The organism is Luteimonas sp. Soil_C_5, assembly GCF_057656615.1.
In genome coordinates this window covers 642,688-664,941 of sequence record NZ_JBDGKA010000001.1, presented here as the reverse complement: position 1 = coordinate 664,941, position 22,254 = coordinate 642,688, and the positions used below count along the sequence as shown (strand labels likewise).

18 protein-coding genes, 1 tRNA gene, 1 other RNA gene, 1 pseudogene and 1 riboswitch are annotated in these 22,254 nt (G+C 65.1%); of the genes and pseudogenes, 15 read left to right on the top strand and 6 right to left on the bottom strand.

Annotated features, from left to right (window positions below):
- The first annotated feature begins 1 nt into the window (after window position 1).
- The 5 genes and pseudogenes from AC3A5K_RS03245 (at window position 2) to AC3A5K_RS03225 (ending at window position 5,304) form a co-directional block, all read left to right on the top strand.
- Window positions 2-1,006, top strand: coding sequence for a LysR family transcriptional regulator (locus AC3A5K_RS03245; RefSeq protein ID WP_487616057.1), 1,005 nt, complete (start codon window positions 2-4; stop codon window positions 1,004-1,006).
- Between the two features lie 228 nt (window positions 1,007-1,234).
- Window positions 1,235-1,324, top strand: a tRNA-Ser gene (locus AC3A5K_RS03240).
- An 83-nt stretch (window positions 1,325-1,407) separates the two neighbouring features.
- Window positions 1,408-2,932, top strand: a pseudogene (locus AC3A5K_RS03235) (DUF6538 domain-containing protein).
- A 298-nt stretch (window positions 2,933-3,230) separates the two neighbouring features.
- Complete coding sequence (locus AC3A5K_RS03230) at window positions 3,231-3,740, top strand: hypothetical protein (RefSeq protein WP_487616056.1); 510 nt, start codon at window positions 3,231-3,233, stop codon at window positions 3,738-3,740.
- A gap of 28 nt (window positions 3,741-3,768) precedes the next feature.
- A complete protein-coding gene (locus tag AC3A5K_RS03225) occupies window positions 3,769-5,304 on the top strand; it encodes a S1 family peptidase (protein WP_487616055.1) in 1,536 nt (511 codons plus the stop codon).
- A 1,423-nt stretch (window positions 5,305-6,727) separates the two neighbouring features.
- Here the strand turns inward: AC3A5K_RS03225 and AC3A5K_RS03220 are convergent.
- The gene (locus AC3A5K_RS03220; protein ID WP_487616054.1) at window positions 6,728-7,225 is read right to left on the bottom strand and encodes a hypothetical protein; all 498 of its coding nucleotides are present in this window, start codon (window positions 7,223-7,225) and stop codon (window positions 6,728-6,730) included.
- Window positions 7,226-7,330: 105 nt separating this feature from the next.
- Window positions 7,331-7,921: a manganese efflux pump MntP gene (mntP, locus tag AC3A5K_RS03215; RefSeq protein WP_487616053.1), complete on the bottom strand. Its 591-nt coding sequence runs from the start codon at window positions 7,919-7,921 to the stop codon at window positions 7,331-7,333.
- Window positions 7,922-7,969: 48 nt separating this feature from the next.
- Window positions 7,970-8,100: riboswitch (yybP-ykoY riboswitch) on the bottom strand.
- Between the two features lie 206 nt (window positions 8,101-8,306).
- Between mntP and ssrA the strand changes: the two genes are divergently transcribed.
- Together ssrA and AC3A5K_RS03205 are read left to right on the top strand one after the other, a co-directional pair.
- Window positions 8,307-8,660, top strand: a transfer-messenger RNA (tmRNA) gene (gene ssrA / locus AC3A5K_RS03210).
- Window positions 8,661-8,761: 101 nt separating this feature from the next.
- A complete protein-coding gene (locus AC3A5K_RS03205) occupies window positions 8,762-10,930 on the top strand; it encodes a CHASE domain-containing protein (RefSeq protein ID WP_487616052.1) in 2,169 nt (722 codons plus the stop codon).
- A 219-nt stretch (window positions 10,931-11,149) separates the two neighbouring features.
- Here AC3A5K_RS03205 and smpB read toward each other — a convergent pair whose 3' ends face one another.
- Window positions 11,150-11,650 (bottom strand): SsrA-binding protein SmpB, encoded by a 501-nt coding sequence (gene smpB / locus AC3A5K_RS03200; protein ID WP_487616051.1) that lies wholly within the window; start codon window positions 11,648-11,650, stop codon window positions 11,150-11,152.
- A 38-nt stretch (window positions 11,651-11,688) separates the two neighbouring features.
- Between smpB and AC3A5K_RS03195 the strand changes: the two genes are divergently transcribed.
- Together AC3A5K_RS03195 and AC3A5K_RS03190 are read left to right on the top strand one after the other, a co-directional pair.
- Entirely contained in the window at window positions 11,689-12,129 is a 441-nt protein-coding gene (locus AC3A5K_RS03195) for a type II toxin-antitoxin system RatA family toxin (protein ID WP_487616050.1), read from the top strand.
- Window positions 12,130-12,138: 9 nt separating this feature from the next.
- Window positions 12,139-12,399: an RnfH family protein gene (locus tag AC3A5K_RS03190; protein WP_487616049.1), complete on the top strand. Its 261-nt coding sequence runs from the start codon at window positions 12,139-12,141 to the stop codon at window positions 12,397-12,399.
- Window position 12,400: 1 nt separating this feature from the next.
- Here AC3A5K_RS03190 and AC3A5K_RS03185 read toward each other — a convergent pair whose 3' ends face one another.
- Window positions 12,401-12,790, bottom strand: a complete 390-nt coding sequence (locus AC3A5K_RS03185) for an outer membrane protein assembly factor BamE (RefSeq protein ID WP_487616048.1) — start codon at window positions 12,788-12,790, stop codon at window positions 12,401-12,403.
- Between the two features lie 128 nt (window positions 12,791-12,918).
- Here AC3A5K_RS03185 and fur point away from each other — a divergent pair, with 128 nt between their 5' ends.
- Window positions 12,919-13,323 carry a ferric iron uptake transcriptional regulator gene (gene fur, locus AC3A5K_RS03180; RefSeq protein ID WP_487616047.1) on the top strand — a complete coding sequence of 135 codons (405 nt, stop codon included), beginning with the start codon at window positions 12,919-12,921 and terminating at the stop codon, window positions 13,321-13,323.
- Between the two features lie 36 nt (window positions 13,324-13,359).
- Here the strand turns inward: fur and AC3A5K_RS03175 are convergent, their stop codons facing one another.
- Complete coding sequence (locus AC3A5K_RS03175) at window positions 13,360-13,755, bottom strand: GFA family protein (protein WP_487616046.1); 396 nt, start codon at window positions 13,753-13,755, stop codon at window positions 13,360-13,362.
- A gap of 4 nt (window positions 13,756-13,759) precedes the next feature.
- Window positions 13,760-15,427 carry a DNA repair protein RecN gene (gene recN, locus AC3A5K_RS03170; RefSeq protein WP_487616045.1) on the bottom strand — a complete coding sequence of 556 codons (1,668 nt, stop codon included), beginning with the start codon at window positions 15,425-15,427 and terminating at the stop codon, window positions 13,760-13,762.
- 146 nt (window positions 15,428-15,573) lie between these two features.
- On the opposite strand from recN, the gene hrcA reads away from it, so the two are divergent.
- The 5 genes from hrcA to dapB all read left to right on the top strand — a co-directional run bounded on the left by hrcA (window position 15,574) and on the right by dapB (window position 22,189).
- Window positions 15,574-16,626: a heat-inducible transcriptional repressor HrcA gene (gene hrcA / locus AC3A5K_RS03165; protein ID WP_487616044.1), complete on the top strand. Its 1,053-nt coding sequence runs from the start codon at window positions 15,574-15,576 to the stop codon at window positions 16,624-16,626.
- 41 nt (window positions 16,627-16,667) lie between these two features.
- Window positions 16,668-17,210: a nucleotide exchange factor GrpE gene (gene grpE, locus AC3A5K_RS03160; RefSeq protein ID WP_487616043.1), complete on the top strand. Its 543-nt coding sequence runs from the start codon at window positions 16,668-16,670 to the stop codon at window positions 17,208-17,210.
- A gap of 110 nt (window positions 17,211-17,320) precedes the next feature.
- Window positions 17,321-19,246 carry a molecular chaperone DnaK gene (dnaK, locus tag AC3A5K_RS03155; RefSeq protein WP_487616042.1) on the top strand — a complete coding sequence of 642 codons (1,926 nt, stop codon included), beginning with the start codon at window positions 17,321-17,323 and terminating at the stop codon, window positions 19,244-19,246.
- 121 nt (window positions 19,247-19,367) lie between these two features.
- A complete protein-coding gene (gene dnaJ, locus AC3A5K_RS03150) occupies window positions 19,368-20,504 on the top strand; it encodes a molecular chaperone DnaJ (protein WP_487616041.1) in 1,137 nt (378 codons plus the stop codon).
- A gap of 950 nt (window positions 20,505-21,454) precedes the next feature.
- Window positions 21,455-22,189, top strand: coding sequence for a 4-hydroxy-tetrahydrodipicolinate reductase (dapB, locus tag AC3A5K_RS03145; RefSeq protein ID WP_487616040.1), 735 nt, complete (start codon window positions 21,455-21,457; stop codon window positions 22,187-22,189).
- The last annotated feature ends 65 nt before the right edge of the window (window positions 22,190-22,254 follow it).

Here is a 22,254-nt window from a genome sequence, read left to right as displayed (position 1 = left end):
GATGCAGGATCTCAATGATCTGTACTACTTCGCGATGGTCGTCGAACACGGCGGCTTCGCGGCCGCGGAGCGTGCACTCGGCATTCCGAAGTCGCGGCTGAGCCGTCGCATCAGCCAGCTCGAGAACGACCTCGGCGTGCGTCTGCTGCAGCGTTCGACGCGCCGGTTCGCGGTCACCGATGTCGGCCAGAGCGTGTTCCGGCATGCCCAGTCGATGCTGGCCGAGGCCACGGCCGCGCGTGAGGTCGTCGATCGACTCAGCGCCGAGCCACGCGGTCTGGTCCGCGTCAGCGTGCCCGTCAGCATTGCGCAGCAGTCGATTCCGCAGCTGCTGCCGGAGTTCCTCGCGCGTTATCCGCAGGTGCGCATCCAGCTGCATGTCAGCAACCGGCGCGTGGACGTCATCAACGAAGGCTTCGACGTCGCCGTGCGCGTGCGCTCCAAGCTCGACGATGACGGCAGCCTGGTGATGCGCAGCTTCGGCCAGATCCAGGAATTGCTGGTCGCGAGCCCCGGCTATCTCGATCGCATGGGTCGCCCGAAGGATCCGGCGGAACTCGACCAGCACACCACGATGAGCATGGGCGAGGACGAAGTGAAGCAGCGCTGGGACCTGCAGGCCAACGACGGCACCACGCGTCGCGTCGAACTCAAGCCGCGCGTCGCCGGTTTCGATTTCCCGATGCTGATGGCGCTGGCCAAGCAGGGCCTCGGCATCACGATGCTGCCCGAAACCCTGTGCGCTGAAGCCGTCCGCAATGGCGAGCTGGAAGTCGTGCTGCCGGACTGGCATTTGCCGCAAGGCATCGCCCACGCCGTGTTCGCATCGCGTCGTGGCCTGCTGCCGGCGGTGCGCGTCTTCATCGACTTCCTCGCCGAGAAGCTGCCGCCCCTGATCGAGGCGTCCAGCCTGGACTGCCGCAATTGCGACAAAAAGCCGGTGCCCGGTGGTCCGATCCCGCCGCCGCGTATCGCCGCCGCCGCGGCGCGTGCGACAATCGCCTGACGGATCCTGGAGCGTTCCGGTCCTGTGTCGGTCGCTCCAGGGTTGCGGTTCAAGGGGGAGACGGCGGCGTGTCGATCTCCACACCCTCCGCCCGTTGAACATGCGTAGGATCGCGGGTCGGATCCGAGTCGACGTTCCTGATCAGAATCCGGAGGACGCGTCGCCCCGCGGTCGATGGCGCTCACACCGAGGCCGCATTAGCGGCGCTCGCGCGAAGCGAAACACATCGGAGAGATGGCCGAGTGGTTTAAGGCAGCGGTCTTGAAAACCGCCGAAGGGTCAAACCTTCCGTGGGTTCGAATCCCACTCTCTCCGCCAAGCCGTCATATCCAATTTATTTTTTTTGGATTGATAGCGACATCGCGGTTGGCGAATCAGGACATAGATTGGGTCACAACCCTATGCGGATTCCTTATCTAGTGCGCGCATCGTCGGGCCGCTGGGCCTTTCGGCAGCGCATGACGGCCGATCTTCAAGGCATCCTAGGATGCCGGCTCCTCAAACGCTCGCTTCGCTCGGCTGACTTGCTAGAAGGTCGGGTGCGCGGCGTCATGCTTGCGGCGGGCTGTGCTCAACTCTTCGGCTCGTTGCGGGATCAACGCGTGGCGAAGCTGACTCAGGACGAGGTGGGCGCGCGCATCGGGCGATTGAGCGGCGCCGACAGTGTCCGCGACCTATGTAGAACCGGACCTTGAGGCCTGATGGCACTCCAGCGAGCGTCGGCAGATTGACGACGAAAGAGACGTCCGGCTCTTTCGGGAGGTCCAGCAGGGACGTAGGGGCGACGACCCGCTTCAGGGCCTAGTTGACGGCATCGTGCCGGCGTCGACTCCGGCCGCATCGCGGACCGGCTTGGAGCCCATCCAACGAGGCAAAGCTTAGGGACGCGTGGCTCGCGACGCTCAAGGGCAGCACGCTACCCAAGACCTACACGATCAAAAAGGCCGCTCTCCAAGCCCTCGTCCAGTTCCTGAGCGAGAAAACGCGGGTCGCGAGCATACTCGACCGGATCTGGCGCGCTGGTATCAGTCCATGCGGAACGCTGGGGCCTCGACGCCTACGCTCACGAACAAGCAGAGTCACGTGGGCGGGAAGGCGGATTCTTCGACTTGGCGATGGCGTCTAGCCACTACCCCAAGGGTGATTGCCCTGCTGAGGGCCACGTGAGCTGTTTCCGGCTCGTGAGAAGCGGGCCCTAGGAAGCTCGGGTTCAACGCGTTTGATCGAGAGCAGATCCATGCGCTGTTCGCGCCGGCCATCTTCGGCAAGCTGTCTGAATCCGCCCGGTGGGCGTCGCTCATCGGGCTCTACTCGGGCGCCCGAGCATCTGAAGTCGGCCAGCTCCTCCCCAACGACCTCAGTGAGGAGGACGGTCTCCCGTGCATCCGCGTATCCGATAAAGAAGAGCATCAGAAAGTGAAGACAGATGTGAGCCTACGCGCGGTGCCTGTGCACCCCGAATTGCTTGAGCTAGGCTTCTTAGCGTGGGTCGAAAGTCGACGCAGGGCGGGCCATCAGCGTCTGTTTCCCGCGGCCAAGGCGGACGCCGAGAACAGGCAGGGCAATTGGGTCTCAAAGGCTTTCAGCCGACATCTGGCGGAAGTGGGGGCGGGGTGGGCGCCAGGAAAGCGCGGTTTCCATTTTCTTCGAAAGATGTTGATTCAATAGCTATAGGGCGCTGGCGTCGTGTCGACGCTTCGCGCGCAACTTGTCGGGCATGAGTTAAACGATGAGCATCGCGCGACCTAAAGCTGAGAATTCTCTACCAAGGAGAAGCTGGAGGGACTAGGGCCGCATTCTCCGGGCCTCAGAACCTTGAAATTTGAGTGGCAGCTCGAAGCACAGCAAGAGCCCCAGAGCGGACACGGCACTAGTAGGCGCAGGCTCAGTATGGGCAAGTGTTTGAAAGGCAATTACCCGAGGTAGCATTGCAACGATCGCGACGAACGCGGGTGCGGCTCAGGCTGCGCCGCTCGGACCTGCGGGAACCGAGATCCCTTCCAAATCAGTGGGAATGTGCCATCTAAGGGTCTTTGACGATGTTTGAGCAATCGGAAAAGAGCCCCATGCTACAGGCGCTATGGCGTAGAAATAATTAGTAGGGAGAGGAGGGGGCGCGCGTTACTCAAAATGACGGTTTCGGAGTATCCCTGCCTCTAGGTTGCTCAATGTCCGACATCTTTACGCCAACTCGGTGGCGCAAGCTGTCCTGCAAGGGTGAGAAATGGCTGAGAACCTCGCCCAGATGATTGTCAGGCTGTGGCGAGACTTTGCCACAGTCATCGATATCCGATGTCGATCACGAAGGGCCAAGGATATGAGATTTTTCGTTAAGGGGACGGTGATCGCTTTTTCAATAGTCAACGCGTCCTGCGCGTCGGCGACGGTGAGCGTCGATCGGGAGCAGGATGACCTCGTAATTTCATTGGCCAAGCTTGAGCCAAACCAACCTCTTCCGTTAGTTCTTATCGAAAATGGAAAGATTCAGTCGCGAGATGGCTGCATCTTCGTTGTTGGGAACAATGAAGATCGAGGGGTGCTTGCTGTCTGGCCAGGCCATTATGAGCTTCTGAAGGAAGACGGGAGGGCGGTCGGGGTTTGGGATCCGAGAAGCGAAAAGAAGCTGAGATTTGGCGTTCGTTCCGAGTTAATCGGAGGTGGCATTGAGGGCTACGAAGGCGAGATGGTGGCTGATAGTTGCGAGGGAAAGCGGATGCTGGTTTACATTCCTTGATTTTAGATTGAGCTGGAGAAGGAACTCTATGCGAGCGATTGCCCTGTCTTCATCGTCGGTTTTAATCCTATTTTTGTGTTACCCCCAGTTGTGTCTAGCAGATGGCCGCGAGGAAGCAATAGCCGACTTGCCTGCGCTCAGTGTCGGTTCGACCGGGATCCGCGGTCTTGGGCCGGCCTCAACATTACTCGATGAGAAGCTCCGGCGGGAGCTGCCCAATATTTACGCGGGAATGATTTTTAGTGACGCGGTCGTGCCGCAGGTTGTAATCCGATTTACAGAAGATCCTGCGGAAAATCTTTCCAAATACACAAGCGACCCTTTATTTGTGGCCGCGCGTGCTGAGCATCCTCTTGAACTTCTCAAGGCCGTGCAGCGTGAGGTCGGAATTGAACTTTCCGAATCCGGAATCAAGTTTGAATCAGTGCTCGATATGAGTTCGCTCAAAGTTCGAGTGGGGGTGCTGAACGTGTCGGAGGCAAGGAAAGCTCTGGCAGGATTCATACGTCTTTACAATTTCGTCGAGGTCGTAAGAACCCCCGGTTTTCACCAGCAATTCGCTTTACTTGGCGGCATGCGCTATCAAGGGGCTCTAGGTCCGGGCGGACTCGCGCGTTCTGCCACATTTGGCTTCAACGTTGTTCACAAATCACTTTCACAGGGAATTCTTTCGGCCGGGCATTCTGTTCCGAACATTGCTACGGTTGAAGGTGAGCCAATTCAGTTGTGGCGATACGACGGAATTACACGCGGTTCCGTAGATGCTCAATGGCATATGCAATCCTGGTCCCTATCGCCTCCGCGACCGCACCCGAATCAAATTCAGACAACGGGGCCGCTGGGGACGATAGACATCGATGGCGTGACGTCTCTTTCGCAGTTGGGTCTGGATTCTGAGGTTTGCAAGCAGGGTCGAACAACTGGCTACACATGCGGGAAAGTCATTCAAAAGGACTTTGAATTTACGTTCGGCGGCGAAGTTGGAAATTATGTGTTGGTTGAGCCTCTTTCGGGGCAGGGGCCCGTTGCTAAAGGTGGTGATAGCGGCGGCCCGGTCTTTCAAGGCTCGAAGGCTGTGGGCATCGTGCATGGCGGGTACGAGGTTGGAGATCCGCGATACGGCACGATGGTTTTCATGCCAATTGAAAACATTGAGGCCCTCGAGCTGAAGGTGATTACTGAGAAATTTCATATCACTTCAATTCCAGACGCCTCCGGTCTGCAAGGCGTGCGGATTCCAGCGTCGATCGAGTTTGCCGGTTATCCGAGATTTGCTGTCAAGCAGCGCACGGTCAACATCGACTGTCCAGAGGGGTGGGAATGCAGCCCTTACGAGGTAAGTCACCTCTTTGCTCAGCGTGACCCCTTAACCTTCAACTTTCGATGTGCAGTAAGTTATGAAAGTGGCACTACGACTTTTCGGTGGAGAACAACTCTGACCGGAGCGGATGGAACAGTGAGTAACTCAATCGAGCATTCCAGCACATGCGTGGCACCAAACGATGTTTCTCCTGGATCCGGACGCAAGAGTAACGAAAGGCCAGCTGTGTTCATTGAGCCATGAACACAATCGATAGAAGCTGCATAGCTAACTTGCGCTTACCAAATGAGATCAGGGAGCTGTGACTGGGCTAAGCGATTGCTCTGCTTGCCCTTAGCCTTCGGCGTGGGCCAATGCCTGCTGCCACCGCGCGGCGAAGGACCATCCGCTGAAGCGCTATGTCAGGAAGCGGTCGGCGTGTGGCTCGACCAAGCGTTGGCGGCGGTGGTCGACCGCTTCAAAGCGACATGCCAATTCTTGGAGGATTGCGCCACGCGCTTGTCCACGCACGCCGCCGCCAAGGCCCTGCGCACCGATCTGCGTGAGCTCGTCCGGCGCCTGAATACCATCTGCCGCTGGGTCACGGAGTGGACGCGCCGGAAAGCGGTAGAGGGGCGCGCTTTGAAGATGTCGGGTCGAGCCGAGCGAGCGGTGGAGGAGTTTTTGGAACTGCATCCAGTTCGGGGGGGGGGGGGCTACCAGAGGAGTGGGCCAAGCGAAGTGTGCGGCGATTCGCCACATTGGAGCAGCGCTTAAAGCATCTGTAGCAAGCATGGGGGGCGCTTTCCCCAGAGGCGCAGGCTGACTGCTTCGCGAAGTTGGAGCAGGCGACCGGCGCGACTCTAGCTGGGAGCCAGCAACTGTTGGAACGCGACCCGGTCGCAGAGGACGCTAGGGTTCCGCCTTTCGGTCGGATCCAGAAGCCCCTTGCCAGGCCAGATCGGCCAGGGACAACATCGCGAACCCTTCGGGTCCACTAAAAACGCCCTGTGAGGACGGGGGCGTTTGGGCAGCCTGTTTGGCGCTTCTTTCGTCAATGCAGCGTGGGATGCTTACCCTCCAAAGGCGCCGCGTGTGGCCCATGCTCCTTGACTGCCTTTCTGCGGTTTTCAAGTAGTTTTCCAAGAGGAGGCAGTTCCCGCTCCATGCGTCGGCTCTTCGTTCCGATGCGGGGAGTCGAAGAAGTCGGGGGCGAATGATCGAGCCTGGGCAGGCCTGCGTTACGGCGGCAAATCATATCGGCCGCGAGTTCAAGGGCGAGGTCGATCACTTCAGACGCTCAGTCGGGCCAGGGCGCGCGGACTCGTTGATGTGGCCGCTGAGAAGCCGGTTGGCGACTTGAAGTTGATGGGATCCAGAAAATTGAAGACCCGCTCAGCGAAACACGCACGCGATTTGCGCAAGGTGTCCATGCGGCCTCTATTCACATTTATGAGAATTAGTCAATTACCTTGGGCAAGCGAAGCCTCATGCCCCGAATAACTGCATGCCGACCGTCCTTGCGGAGGTGGTGGCGGCATGCTCTGTGTGTAGTTGTGATCTCCGGACAAAAACTAGGACCCATTCTGTGTTTGTGTTCCGAAATGAGATCAATGGGTTGGGTGAGAGACGATCCGATCCCACTCTCTCCGCCACCTCGGCAACCTGACCATCTGCCTGGGCGCGCTCAACTGAGCGCCGACGGATCCTCGTAGGGCAGATGCACGGCGCCTGCCGTGGTCAAGGCCGACTCCGCGCGTTCCAGCACGTCGCCTTCGCCGTCGATCACGACCAGGATGCGTCCCGCTTCGATCTCGCTTTCGAAGCGACGCCGGATCGGGTCGGGCAGGGACGCACCCACCATCGCAGACGCCCAGGTGCCGACAGCGGTACCGCCCAGCGTGGTCAATGCGACGCCTGCGATCGTCAGGCCCAGCGGCGGAAACGCGACAGCGGCCAGCCCGGCCAGCAGACCGGTGGCGCCGCCAAGGCCCGCACCGCGCACTGCGGCATGCTTGAAGTCGGTCGGCGCTTCTTTCTGATGCTCCGGAACCTGGTCGAGCTCGATGTCCGAGCGCGCGATCACCGAGATGTCGTCGTCCTCGATACCGGCGTCGCGGGCTTCACGGATGGCGCTCTGCGCGGCCGGAAGGGATGGCAGGCTGTAGACACGGCGGACTTTCATCGTGGACGGCTCCAGCGGGTCGGTCGTCCAGACTCTTGCGCGTGGCGTGGCGCAATCGTGAATCAGGCGCCGCAATCCGGCCGCCGGCAGGCGATATGTGCCGGATCACTGCGGAAATCCGATGCCGCCTCCCCCTGACAGGTGTTCGTGGAGAATCGCCGCGCCTACGCCGATGAGGATCACGCCGCCGACGATCTCCGCGCGCCGGCCGGCGATCGCGCCCAGCACCTGGCCGAGCATGATGCCCGCCGTCACCATGACCAGGGTGCAGGTGCCGATGACCGCGGCCACCAGCGCGATGTTGACGTCGATGAAGGCCAGGCCGACGCCGATCGCCATCGCGTCGATGCTGGTCGCGAATCCTGTGGTCGCCAGATTCCAGAAGCCATGGCGCTGCGGCACCTGGGCCGTGTCGGCATCGCGGGTGGTGAGGCCCGCATGGATCATCCGGCCGCCGAGGATCGCCAGCAGCACGAAGGCGATCCAGTGGTCCCAGCGCGTCACGTACGCCGCAGCGGCGAGTCCGAGCGCCCAGCCGATGACCGGCGTGATGCCTTCGATGACTCCGAAGATGGCGCCGGCACGCAACGCTTCCCTGAAGGTCGGGCGCTGCATCGCGGCGCCCTTGCCGATGGCCGCGGCGAACGCGTCCGTGGACATCGCGAAGCCGATGAGAAGGATGGACAGCAGGGACATTCGAGTGTCGATTCCAGGCGGGCGTCGGGACGACGGCGCGTGGCGCGCCCATGCCTGCATGGCGCCACGGTGCCGCTGGTCTCGCCAACCTGGATGGTTGCCTGCGCCACGATCGCATCGGATCGAGTGTGTTGACGCAGGCGCTTCCGCGATGCGGAAGCCGGCTACTCCCCAAGGGGACGCGCATGCTATCAGCGCGATTTCCAACATGCACACGTATAGCCGGCGGCATATCGCATAGGCGAGATCATCGTGTTGCGCGTTTCATCCGGCAGTGGCGCTGCGCGAGTGACGACTGAATCCGTGCCATCGCAGTAGGGCGGAAGCCTTGCGGGACGCCGGTCCGCGCCTATACTGGCGGCATCAGCGCAGATTCTGATTTCCCGGGGGTGCCATGGCTTCGACGGGGGTTGCGAAATTGCCTGGTGCATGCCGAGGGGGCCGCTTTCCTCGTAAATCCAGCAGCAAAACTTTAGTTGCCAACGACGACAACTACGCTCTCGCCGCTTAAGGCGTAAGCCCCGAACCTACTTGTGCCCGTGCTCGTAGATGTAGGGTCATTATCACGGAACCGGCTGTGATGGCTGCCTGTCAGTCACGGCTTAACCAAAGCAGGCTGGTCCTGGGGTGCGCTTTGCACACCGTGCTGCCACAGGACGAGATCCAACGGTGAGCTAAGCATGTAGTACCGGGGATGGAGTTCCTTCGGACGCGGGTTCGATTCCCGCCACCTCCACCAATTGACGAGCCGGGCCCGAGCAATCGGGTCCGGTTTTTCTTTGTGCGGCGCCGGATGCGCGCCCGTATCGCCAGTTTTGAAGTCCCGGCTATGCTAGCGGCATGGCCGATCCCGCGACCGACACATCGTCGACCATTGCCCGTTCCGTCTCGAGACTCCGTCGCAGTCATGCGCTCGCGGTGCTGGTGCTCGTGGGGGCGCTGCTGATGGTCGCCCTGTACGCGCGCAACGCGCTGGAGCGTGAGCACCGGCTGGCCGAAGCGAGTTTCGTGGCCGATGCGGAGCAGCTCTCGGATGTCATCCGCCAGCGGCTGCTGCAGTACGAACTGAGCCTGCGCGGCGGCGTGGCGCTGCACAGCGCTGCAGCGGATACGCCCACCTCGCGGCAGTGGCGCGGCTATGTTGACGGGCTCGACATCAGTCGCCAGCTGCCGGGCCTGCAGGGCCTGGGCTATGTGGCGTATCTCGAGCCGAGGTCGCTTGCCGAACTGCAGCTGCAGCGACGGCAGGCGGGCGAGGGGCTGTTCGTCCTCAGTCCGCGGGGCGTGCGCGAGCGCTACGGCGCGATCGTCTACTTCCAGCCCGAGGATGCCTCGACGCGGCAGGTGATCGGCTACGACCAGTACAGCGAGCCGGTGCGCCGCGCGGCGATGGACGCCGCGCGCGACAGCGGCGATGTGCGCTTGAGCGCGCCGCTGACCCTGCATCAGGGCAAGCCCGGCTCGCTGATGTTCGCCGCGGTGTATCGCACGGCGCGACTGCCGCATGCGCAGGCCGAGCGACGGCAGGCGCTGGTGGGCTGGGTGTTCGCCCCGTTCCGCTCGGAAGAATTCATCGGGCGCGCCGGCATTCCGGTGAGTTCGCGTCTCGCATTCCGGATCGTCGATGTCACCGATGGCACGCCGCAGGAAGTGCTGGCGTCGGAAGGCTTCGGCGATGTCGCCGATCCGCCGATCCTGCACAGCGTCACGCAGTCGCTGTACGGGCGCGTGTGGCGTTACGACTACCAGCCGCTCGGCCCGCTGACGTCGCCGGGCATGGACGAATTGAAGATCACGCTCGCGGCCGGCGTGTTCGCGGCGCTGCTGCTGTTCGCGGTGGTGCTGGCGCTGGCGCGCACCCAGTCGCGCGCGGAGATCCTGGCGCATCGGCTCAGCGACTCCTACCGGCGCAGCGAAGCGCGATTCCGCAATGCGATGCAGTATTCGGCGATCGGCATGGTGCTGCTCGACCGCAACGGCGCCATCGTCGAAACCAATCCTGCGATGGCGGACATCGCCGGCCTCGGCCGGGCCGCCCTGATCGGCACGCTGTTCGAAGGCTATTTCGATGATCACCGGGATCCGGTCACGCGCACGCAGGAAATCCAGGCAGTGCGCGACGGCGTCATGCGCAGCGTGCGCCGGCTGCGCCGGCAGGACGGCGATCTGCGCGAGGTGCATCTGGCATCGACCTTGGTGCCCGGTGACACGCGCAGCGACGTGGTGCGTCTGGTGCAGGTGGACGATGTCACCGAGCGGCTGCGTGCGGAAGCGCAGGTGCATGCGTTGAACCGGACGCTCGAATCGCGGGTCGAGCAACGCACGCGCGAGCTGACCCAGGCCAATCACGAACTCGAATCCTTCGCCTACATCGTGTCGCACGACCTGCGCGCGCCGCTGCGCAGCATCGACGGCTTCGGGCGGATTCTCTCCGAGCGCTATCAGTCCGTGCTGGACGAGCAGGGACAGGATTATCTGGGGCGGGTGCGCAACGCGGCCGCGCGCATGGATGCGCTCATCGATGCGTTGCTGGGCATGTCGCGCATCACCCGCGGCGAGTTCAGACGCACGCCGCTGGACCTGAGCCGGATCGCGAACGAGGTGGTCGCCGAACTGCGCCAGGCGGATCCCGAGCGCAAGGTCGACATCCGGATCGCGGACGGACTGGTGGCGGACGGCGACGCCGCACTCGTCCGCAATCTGCTGCAGAACCTGCTCGGCAACGCGTGGAAGTTCACCGCGGACGCGGCGGACGCGCGTATCGAGTTCGCGGCCTCACACGGCGTCTTCCAGGTCCGCGACAACGGTGCGGGCTTCAATGCGGAATACGCGGGCAAACTGTTCCGGCCCTTCCAGCGCCTGCATCGCGAGGACGAGTACAAAGGCCACGGTGTCGGTCTGGCCTCGGTCAAGCGCATCGTCGAACGGCACGGCGGCAGCATCAGCGCCGAAGGCGTGCCGGGGCAGGGCGCCACCATCCGCTTCACGCTGGCGCCGGACGCCGGCTAGGTCGACGTCCGCGATCCTACGTCGCCCCGCGGGCGGGTCGTGGTGGCGAGGCTCGGCATCCAGGACATCGACATCTTCAACCGCGTGCGCGGAATCGCGACACGGGCAGGGCAGGCGTCAGGTCCGGCGCGAGCCGCCACGATCGCTCGCGATGCTGGATGATCCCGATCCAGTGGGCACGCCGGCGCCGAAGGCGCGCGACGTGTAGTGCGGCAGGACTCAGGCGTCCTTGTTGTGGCGCCGCATAACCCGCTGCTTGTCGCGGGCCCAGTCGCGGTCGCGCTCCGCATCGCGCTTGTCGTGCTGCTGCTTGCCCTTGGCGAGCGCGATCTCGGCCTTGATCTTGTTGCCTTTCCAGTAGAGCGCGGTCGGCACGACGGTGTAGCCGTCGCGCTGGATGCGTCCCATCAGCACGTCGATCTCACGGCGATGCAGCAGCAGCTTGCGCGTGCGGTGCGGATCGGCGACGACGTGGGTGGAGGCCTGGATCAGCGGAGTGATCTGCGCGCCGATCAGGAAGATTTCGCCCCGCAGGACCATCGCGTAGCTCTCGCCGATGTTGGCGCGACCGGCGCGAATCGCCTTCAGCTCCCATCCCTGCAGCGCCAGACCCGCCTCGTAACGGTCTTCGAGGTGGTATTCGTGGCGCGCGCGCTTGTTCAGCGCGATGGTGCCGGTGCTGTTTGCCTTATCCTTGTCCTTGCCGCTGTTCTTGCTCATCCGCACATTGTCCTCGAAGCACGTCCCCCAGGCGAGTCATGCCCAAGATCGAACGTAGCGCCCTGGTCGGGCAGTCCGCCGAGCGCATGTTTGCGCTGGTCAACGATGTCGCCGCCTATCCCCGCCGGTTCGCCTGGTGCGACGAGGCCGTGATCGAGGAAGACACGCCCTCGCGCATGGTCGCGCGCCTCGATCTGGGGCTCGGCGCCCTGCGGACCTGGTTCACCACTGAAAACACGCTGTCCCCGCCGGACGCCATTGACATGCAGTTGCGCGATGGGCCATTCAAGTCGCTGCACGGTCGCTGGACCTTCACCACGCTCGGCGACGGCGGCGGCTGCAAGGTCTCGCTGGTGCTGGAGTTCGAACCCAAGAGCCGGCTCATGCTACCGGCGCTGACGCTCGGATTCCGTGGACTGGCCGACCGCATGGTCGACGATTTCGTCCGGGTCGCCGAGCGCGAGCCCGAAGAGTCCTGAGGGGCGTCGATGCAGATCGAAGTGCTGAAGGCCTGGCCGCGCGTGCATGCGCAGCGGACCCTGGATCTCGCGGACGGCAGCACGGTCACCGATGCGCTGGCTGCAATCGCCGATCTCATGGACGACGTCGCCGGTTACGCGGTCTTCGGCGTGCGCGTGGAAACGGAGACGGTGCTGCGCGACGGGGACCGGCTGGAACTGCTGCGCGCCCTGCAGATCGATCCGAAGGACGCGCGACGCAGGCGTGCCGCAGAACGCGCGACGCGCTGACTCAGCGACGGCGGTTGTTGCCGCGTTCCCTCGGCAGGTTGCCGAACTTGCGCATTTCCTCGGCCAGCGACTGGTCGCGGTTCGGGAAATAGTCGCCTTCCCAGCGCACCACCTGGTCGTTCTCGAAGAACACGGTGAAGTTCTTGATGTCGGTCCGGCCGCTGCGACCCACGCGCTCGCTGGCGGTGTAATCCCAGCGCTGGTGGTGGAACGGATCGGCGATGGCCGGCGTGCCCAGCAGCGCTTCGACCTGCGGCTTGCCCATGCCCACCTGCAGCTGTTCCGCGGCGGACTGCTCGATCAGATTGCCCTGATAGATCGGCTGCTTGTACAGCAGGCCGCATCCACTGGTGGCCAGGGCGATGACCGGAACGAGAAGGAATTTCTGCATGGAGACGTGCGCTCGGCGAGGGGCTGTGGGACCGGGCCGATGATACACTCTGACGCCTGCCGCGACCGCGCCCGGACACGCTGGCGCTAAACCGCCAGTGAATGCCGGCCCGGACCTGGAGACACCCGATGGAAACACTCGACCTGCGCAAAGCCGGCCTGAAAGTCACCCATCCGCGGATGCGGATTCTCGCGTTGCTGGAGCAGCGCACCCCGCGCCAGCACCTCACCGCCGAAGACATCTACCGGCAGCTGCTGGACCAGGGCGACGAGATCGGTCTGGCGACGGTGTATCGCGTGCTCACCCAGTTCGAAGCTGCGGGCCTCGTGCTCAAGCACAATTTCGAAGGCGGTCACGCGGTGTACGAGCTCGACCGCGGTGGTCATCACGACCACATGGTCGATGTCGATACCGGCAAGATCATCGAGTTCGAGAGCGAAGAGATCGAGGCCCTGCAGCGGCAGATCGCCGAGCAGTACGGCTACATTCTCGAAGAGCATTCGCTGGTGCTGTACGTCCGCAAGAAGCGCTGACGTTTTCCGGACCGGCTGCCGCGCTGCGCGCGGCGGTCAGTGTTCGTGCCGCATGTCGCCGTCGAGCGTCAGCCAGGCGTGCATGCGTTCTTCGTAATACGAGACTGCCGGCGCGGGAAATCCGGGGTCGGCGAATGCGCCGACCGGAATCGCGATCAGGTCGGGCATCGCGTCCACGACATAGAAGACCGTCGATCCGCACTGCGGACAGAACGACGCGCACATGCGACCTCCGCTGTCGCCGATGCGCACGTATTCGCTGTGCGTGCCGTGCACGTGCGTGGCCGAAGCCGGAAACCGCGCCTGCACGCCGAACGCACTGCCGCTGCGGCGCTGGCAGTCCAGGCAATGGCAGACGGACACGCGCACCGGCACGCCGGACACGTCGATGCGCAATTGACCGCAGGCGCAGCTGGCCGTGCGGCGGTCCATTCCGTCAGACCATGCCCTGCAGCAGCTTGCGGGCCGCGGCGCGCGCTTCTTTGCTGACGTCCACGCCGCCGAGCATGCGTGCGAGTTCCTCGGTGCGCTCGCCGGTGTCGAGCAGACTGACCCGGCTTTCGGTCGCACCCTCGGCGCTGGACTTGTGCACGCGGTAATGCGTGTGGCCCTTCGACGCCACCTGCGGCAGATGGGTCACGCACAGCACCTGACGGCTCTCGCCGAGCGCGCGCAGCTTGCGGCCGACGATGTCGGCAACCGCGCCGCCGATGCCGGAATCGACTTCGTCGAAGACCATCGTCGGCACCGCGTCGTGGCCGAGCGCGGCGACTTCGATCGCCAGCGAGATGCGCGACAGTTCGCCGCCCGACGCGACCTTTCGCAGCGCACGCGGCGGCTGGCCGGCATTGGCCGACACCATGAATTCCACGCGCTCGGCGCCCTGCGGATCGGGTCGAGTGGTCTCGACGGGTTCAATCGCGACTTCGAACACCCCGCCGCCCATCCCCAGTTCATGGATCAGCGCGGTGGTCGCGCTCGACAGCGCCTTGGCAGCCTTGCGGCGCGCCGCACCAAGACGATCCGCGGCGGTGCGCCAGCGCCCCATCGCAGCTTCGATTTCGCCATCAAGCTGCTTCAGGCGTTCGCCAGCGCCATCGAGCTGTTCGAGTTCGCCCGCGAGGCGCGTCTGCACGTCGATGAGTTCTTCAGGCGTCACGCGGTGCTTGCGCGCAAGTTCGTGCAGCTGGCCGAGGCGCTGTTCCAGCGTCTCCAGCTGTGCGGGATCGATGTCGAGATCGTCGCGCACCTGGCCCAGCAGCAGCGTCGCCTCGTCGAGCTGGATCGCCGCGGCATCGAGCATCGCGTCGACGTCGCCCAATCGCGGCTCGTGCGCGCGCATCCGCGCCAGATCGTGGCGCAGCGTCTGCAGGGCCTGCGGCAGGCCGAGATCGTCGTCGCCGCGCATGCGCTCGAGCGCCGTATCGCAGGTCTGGATCAGGCCGGCGGCGTTCGCCTGCCGGCGGTGGCTGGCGAACAGATCGGCCACCGCGTCGGCGGCCAGCGATTCGCCTTCGAGTTCGTCGAGCTGATGACGCAGCCAGTCGCGACGCTCGGCGACATCGCCGATGCCGACCAGCGCATCGCGCTCATCGTGCAGCGCGCGCCAGGCCTGTGCGGTCGTACGCACCTCGGCAAGCAGGGCGCCGTTGCCGGCCTGCGCATCGAGCAGCGCGAGCTGGCTGCCGCGGGCGAGGAGGGCCTGGTGTTCGTGCTGGCCGTGGATCTCGACCAGGTGCCCGGCCAGTTCGCCGAGCTGGGTGATCGTCGCCGGCCGGCCATTGATCCAGGCACGCGAGCCGCCATCGGCGCGCAAGGTGCGGCGCAGCTGGCAGGTGTCGCCGTCATCGAGTTCGTGTTCGCGCAGCCAGCGCAGCGCGGGCGCGGCATCGTCGAGCGCGAACTCGGCATGCAGTTCGGCGCGTTCGGCGCCATGGCGCACGATGCCACTGTCGGCGCGTTGCCCCGACAGGAAGCCGAGCGCGTCGACCAGCAAGGACTTGCCGGCGCCGGTCTCGCCGGAGATGACGGTCAGGCCTGCGCCGAACTCGAGGTCCGACTGGCTGGCGACGGCGAAATTGCGGATGGCGAGGTGGGTCAGCATGGGTGCGGATTGTGCCTTGGCGCGGCGTGGGCGAGTAGATCGGTGTGCGGATATGCGTTCGAGGCTGCGCTAGATATCGCGTCTTCGTCTCACGGCAGGAGAATGCGGCGCTTGCATCGCAGGTAGGTGCACCGTATACCGCCCCCATGCCGTCCCCAGCCGACCATCCGCTCGATCCGCGTGCCCGCCAGCTGCTGCGCACGCTGATCGCGCGCCATATCCGCGATGGCGGACCGGTCGGTTCGCAGACGCTGGCGCGGCATTCGGGGCTGGACGTGAGCCCGGCGACGATCCGCAACATCCTGTCCGATCTGGAAGAGGCGGGCCTGCTGGCATCACCGCATACCTCCGCCGGGCGGGTGCCGACCACCCAGGGGTACCGGGTCTTCGTCGACTCGCTGCTGCAGATCAAGCCGTTGAAGGAGCAGGAGCTGATCCATCTGCGCGGCGAACTCAGTGCGGGCGGCGGGCAGCAGTCGCTGCTCGGCAGTGCCTCCGAGCTGGTCTCGGCGATGACCCACTTCGTCGGCGTGGTCTCGGTGCCGCGGCGCGAGCAGCTGGCGTTCCGGCATATCGATTTCGTGCCGTTGGACGGCCAGCGGGTGATGGCAATCATCGTGTTCGCCGATCACGAGGTGCAGAACCGCATCTTCCACACCCGGCGCAGCTTCGAAGCCAAGGAGCTGGAGCGGGTCGCCAATTACCTCAATCAGCACTGCGCCGGCCGGCCGCTGGCCGACATCCGCGCTGCGCTGCTCGACGACCTGCGCAACGCGCGCGACGAGATGGAAGCCCTGCTGTCGCAGACCGTCGAGCTGGCCGAACAGGCCCTGGTCCCCGGCGACGAGGACATGGTGCTGGCGGGCCAGAGCCGGCTGATCGGCGTGCAGGACCTGTCGGACCTCGACCGCCTGCGCGAGCTGTTCGAGGCCTTCGCCCGCAAGCGCGAGATCCTGCAGCTGCTCGAACGCACGATTCACGCGCCGGGTGTACGCATCTTCATCGGCGAGGAAACCGGCCTGGCGCCGCTCGAGGGCATGTCCCTGGTCACCGCGCCGTACGCCGCGGGCGGCCGCACGCTCGGCGTGATCGGCGTCATCGGGCCCACCCGGATGGCCTACGAACGGATCATTCCGGTGGTCCAGGCGACGGCCGGACTGCTCGGCGCTGCCTTGAATCCGGATCCGGCGACCCCATAGGGGATCGGGTCGGCGGCCAGACGCCCGCCCCGGAACCCGATATGACCCACGAACAGCACGATCCCCAGCACCCCGAGTCCAGCCACGCGCACGACGGCCACGAGGCGTCGATCGACGGTGTGGACGCGCAGCTCGCCGAGCAGGTTGAACTGCTGAAGGCGGAAGTCGAGCAGGTCCGCGCGCAGAGCCTGCTCGAGCGCGCCGATCTCGAGAACCAGCGCAAGCGTCTCGCCCGCGAGATCGACAGCGCCCGCCGCTTCGCCAACGAGCGCCTGCTGTCGGCGCTGGTGCCGGTGTTCGATGCGCTCGAGGCCGGCCTGGCCAACGCCTCCGAAGCGGACCCGCTGCGCGCCGGTGTGGAACTGACGCTGCGCGAACTCACCCGCGCCACCGAGGCCAGCGGCCTGTCCACCCTGGCGCCCGCGCCGGGCGATGCTTTCAATCCCGAGCAGCACCAGGCGATGAGCATCATCGACGCGCCGGGCGTGCCCGCGGGCGCCGTGGCCCAGGTCTTCCAGAAGGGCTACCTGCTCAACGACCGCCTGCTGCGCCCCGCGATGGTGGTGGTGGCCAAGGCCGACTGACCCGCGTGTTCCGGCCCGGCGGCGCTTGAACGCGCCCGCTGCGGCCCCCAGATACCCCGCATCGACGGCCTCGCCGTCCCGGCACAACATCTCCTAGAGGAAGCACTGCAATGGCAAAGATCATCGGCATCGATCTCGGCACGACGAACTCGTGTGTGGCGATCATGGACGGCGGCAAGGCCAAGGTCATCGAGAACAGCGAAGGCGACCGCACCACGCCGTCGGTCGTCGCGTACACCAAGGACGGCGAAGTGCTGGTCGGCGCATCGGCCAAGCGTCAGGCCGTCACCAACCCGCACAACACGTTCTTCGCGGTGAAGCGCCTGATCGGCCGCAAGTTCAAGGATGCCGAGGTCCAGAAGGACATCGGTCTGGTCCCGTATTCGATCCTCGAGCACGACAACGGCGACGCCTGGGTGTCGACCAGTGACGGCAAGCGCCTGTCCGCGCAGGAAGTCTCCGCGCGCATTCTCGAGAAGATGAAGAAGACCGCCGAGGACTACCTGGGCGAGAAGGTCACCGAAGCCGTGATCACGGTGCCGGCGTACTTCAACGACAGCCAGCGCCAGGCGACCAAGGACGCCGGCCGCATCGCCGGTCTCGACGTCAAGCGCATCATCAACGAGCCGACCGCGGCCGCGCTGGCCTACGGCCTCGACAAGTCCGGCGGCGACCGCAAGATCGCCGTGTACGACCTCGGCGGCGGCACCTTCGACGTGTCGATCATCGAGATCGCGGAAGTCGATGGCGAGAAGCAGTTCGAAGTGCTGGCCACCAACGGCGACACCTTCCTCGGCGGCGAAGACTTCGACGCCCGCGTCATCGATTACCTCGTCGAAGAGTTCAACAAGGACCAGGGCATCGACCTGCGCAAGGATCCGCTGGCGCTGCAGCGTCTGAAGGACGCGGCCGAGCGCGCGAAGATCGAGCTGTCGTCCTCGCAGCAGACCGAAGTGAACCTGCCGTACGTCACCGCCGATGCGTCGGGCCCTAAGCACCTCAACATCAAGCTGACCCGCGCCAAGCTCGAGTCGCTGGTCGAGGAACTCGTGCGCAAGACGATCGAGCCGTGCCGCACCGCGCTCAACGACGCCGGCCTGCGCGCGTCGGACATCAACGAGGTGATCCTCGTCGGTGGCCAGACCCGCATGCCCAAGGTGCAGGCGGCGGTTGCCGAGTTCTTCGGCAAGGAACCGCGCAAGGACGTGAACCCCGACGAGGCCGTCGCGATCGGCGCGGGCGTGCAGGGCGGCGTGCTGGCTGGTGACGTCAAGGACGTGCTGCTGCTCGACGTGACCCCGCTGAGCCTCGGCATCGAGACCCTGGGCGGCGTGTTCACCAAGATTATCGAAAAGAACACGACGATCCCGACCAAGGCCTCTCAGACCTTCTCGACCGCCGAGGACAACCAGTCCGCCGTGACCGTGCACGTGCTGCAGGGTGAGCGCGAGCAGGCCCGCTTCAACAAGTCGCTGGCCCGCTTCGACCTGACCGGGATCGATTCGGCGCCGCGTGGCATGCCGCAGGTCGAGGTGTCGTTCGACATCGACGCCAACGGCATCCTGCATGTGTCGGCCAAGGACAAGAAGACCAACAAGGAACAGAAGGTCGAGATCAAGGCCGGTTCGGGCCTGTCGGACGAAGAGATCCAGCAGATGGTGGCCGACGCCGAGGCGCACCGCGAAGAGGACAAGAAGTTCCAGGAACTCGTCGCGGCCCGCAACCAGGCCGATGCGCTGGTGCACAGCACCCGCAGCGCGATCAAGGACAACGGCGACAAGCTGCCGGGCGACGTGATCGGCAATGCCGAATCCGCGATCGCCGATGTCGAGACCGCAATGAAGGGCGACGACAAGGCGCAGATCGAAGCCAAGTCGAAGAAGCTCGAGGAAGCGGCGCAGCAGCTGTTCGCGGCGGCCTCCGCGGCCGGTGGTCCGGGCGCAGGCGATGCCGGCGGCCAGGGCGAAGCGCCGAAGTCCGATGACGTGGTGGACGCCGAGTTCACCGAGGTCAAGGACGACGAGAGGAAGCCGTAATTGGTGGATTCGTGATGCGTGATCGGAAGAAGCGGCGCCCTGGCTCCGCTTCTTCCATCCGTAGTCCCGGACTCGACGTGCTGTTCCGAATCACCAATCACGAATTACGAATGACTGCCGTATGAGCAAACGCGATTACTACGAAGTCCTCGGCGTGCAACGCACCGCCACCGAAGAGGAGCTGAAGAAGGCCTACCGGCGCTGCGCGATGAAGCATCACCCGGACCGCAATCCGGGCGATGCCGAGGCGGAAGCCGCCTTCAAGGAGTGCAAGGAGGCCTACGAGGTGCTGTCGGACGGCGGCAAGCGCCGCATGTACGACCAGCACGGCCACGCGGCGTTCGAGCACGGCATGGGCGGCGGCAACGCCGGGCCGGGCTTCGGCGGCGGCGCCGACATGGGCGACATCTTCGGCGACATCTTCGGCAACATCTTCGGCGGTGGCGGACGGGGCGGTGGACCGCGCCGCGGCGCCGACATCGGATATGTGATGGAGCTCGACCTGGAGGACGCCGTCGCCGGTGTCGAGAAGCGCATCGAGCTGCCCACGCTGGCGATGTGCGACGACTGCGACGGCAGTGGCTCCGAGGACGGCAAGCGCGAGACCTGCACGACCTGTGCGGGTCACGGCCAGGTGCGGATGCAGCGCGGCATCTTCACGATGCAGCAGACCTGTCCGCATTGCGCGGGGCAGGGGCAGACGATCGCCCATCCGTGCACGACCTGCCGCGGCGCCGGCCGTGTGGAAGACGAGAAGGTGCTGTCGGTGAAGGTGCCGGCGGGCGTCGATTCGGGCGACCGCATCCGGCTCACCGGTGAGGGCGAAGCCGGACCGTCGGGTGCGCCCCCGGGCGATCTGTTCGTCGAGGTGCGGGTGCGTCCGCACGACATCTTCCAGCGCGATGGCGACGATCTGCACTGCGAAGTGCCGGTGCGCATTTCGCAGGCGGCGCTCGGCTCCACGGTGCGCGTGCCCACGCTGGGCGGCGAAGCGGAGATCCGCGTGCCGGCCGAGACCCAGACCGGCAAAGTCTTCCGTCTGCGCGACAAGGGCGTCAAGTCCGTGCGCAGCCGGGCCGCCGGCGACCTGTATTGCAAGGTCGTCGTGGAAACACCGGTGAACCTCACGGCCGAGCAGCGCGATCTGCTCGAGCGTTTCGAAGGCACGTTCACCGCCGAGAACGCCCGCCGGCATTCGCCGCGGTCGAGCACGTTCATCGATGGGGTCAAGGGCTTCTGGGAACGCATGACGTCCTGATCTGCATCACATAGGCGCGTCCCACCGAATGCCCGGCATCTACCGGGCATTCGCGTATCTGCAGTCCGGAATCCGCCCGGAATCTGGCGTCGGCATCGACCTTGCCGGGGCCGGCCTGCAGGTCCGTTGTGCGTCCGGTATCGGCTGTCGACAGGCTTGTGGATAAGCGCTGCGAGTGTGCAGGCAGCGACGGCGCTCGCAGCTCGCGTGGAACTCCAGTGCGGCAGGGCACTCGCGACTCAGCCGGACGGTGGCACTGCAGGCGACGAACCGCGCTGCGGCGCGGCGCAGCGTCATGTGCCCTGCAAAAACCCGTTGACCTGGTGGGAGCGCGACGCTAGACGGTCCAGCTGTCCACAAGACATGTGGATGGACTGGTGACAAAGGTGTGGATAAGCCTCGCGAGGCCGCATCCACAATGGGCCGGAAACCGGTGGTCATCAATTCGCCACCGCCGCGCGAGGTGGGTCGAATGGGCCCTTGATCCGCGCAGCGCGACATGTATCGGCGCGGGACGGGAACCTGCCGATTCCGGCACCGGAATCAGGCCTGCTTGACGAGTCCGCGCGGGGCCGTTGGGCGGCGGTCATCCACAGGGGGTGTGGACCGATTGCGGACAAACGTGTGGATAAGCGGGCCTGGACCGCTCGCAGCGCGGCGCGCACAGACTGGTCAATCTTTATCCACGTGCCGGCATGCGTCTTCGTATTGCCACTTGACGCGCGCAATCCGACCGGCGGGATACCGGGCGCGCCCTGCAACAGGGCGCGGCGATGGAACGCTGATTCCCGCATCTGTCACGGTCATGCCGTGCGCAACGTGGCCGCCGTGGTGGCCTGCGCCCGCCGGACCGTTCGCGCGCGACTGCGCACGGCGCGACGCTAGAATGCAGCCATGACGAGTCCTGCCTGCGATTGCCCGATGCCTGACGTCCCCCGGAATTCCCTGCGATGAGCGCTCCAGTCCGCGTCCTGGTACACGGCGCCTCCGGCCGCATGGGCCAGGCGCTGTTGCGTCTGGCGCAGGGGCGCGATGACCTGCAGCTGGTCGGCGCGGTCTCGGGCAGCGCGCCGAAACAGCGGGTCATCGATGGGGTGCCGTATTTCGGCGCCGCGGAGCTCGGCGGCGTACCGGCGTTCGACGTCGCGATCGACTTCAGCCTGCCGGGCGGCTTCGACGCGATTCTCGCGTTGTGCGAGCGGCGCGGCGCGGCGTTCGTGTCGGGCACGACCGGCCTGTCGACAGCGCAGTGCGACACGCTCGACGCGGCGGCTGCGCGCATTCCGGTGGTCTGGGCCTCGAACTTCAGTCTCGGCGTCGCGGTGCTGCAGGACCTGGTGCAACGCGCCGCGGCGCTGCTGCCCGGATGGGACTGCGACATCGTCGAATCGCATCACACGCGCAAGCTCGACGCGCCGTCGGGAACCGCGCTGACGCTGGGCGAAGCGGCATCGGCGCAGGGCGCCACGCCCCGTTACGCGTCGCTGCGCGCGGGCGACATCGTGGGCGAGCATCTGGTGCAGTTCACCACGCAGGGCGAGCGCATCGAGCTGATCCACCGCGCCGGCAACCGCGACATTTTCGCCGCGGGTGCGCTGCACGTGGCCCAGCGCCTGGCCGGACGCACGCCGCGTCGTTATGCGGTCACCGACCTGCTGGCGCCGTCGCCAGACGCGCCGGCCTGAACCCGCGCACATTTCTGCTGGCGTGAAGGCGGTCGCGCCCGTACAATTCTCGCTCGCCTGAACCC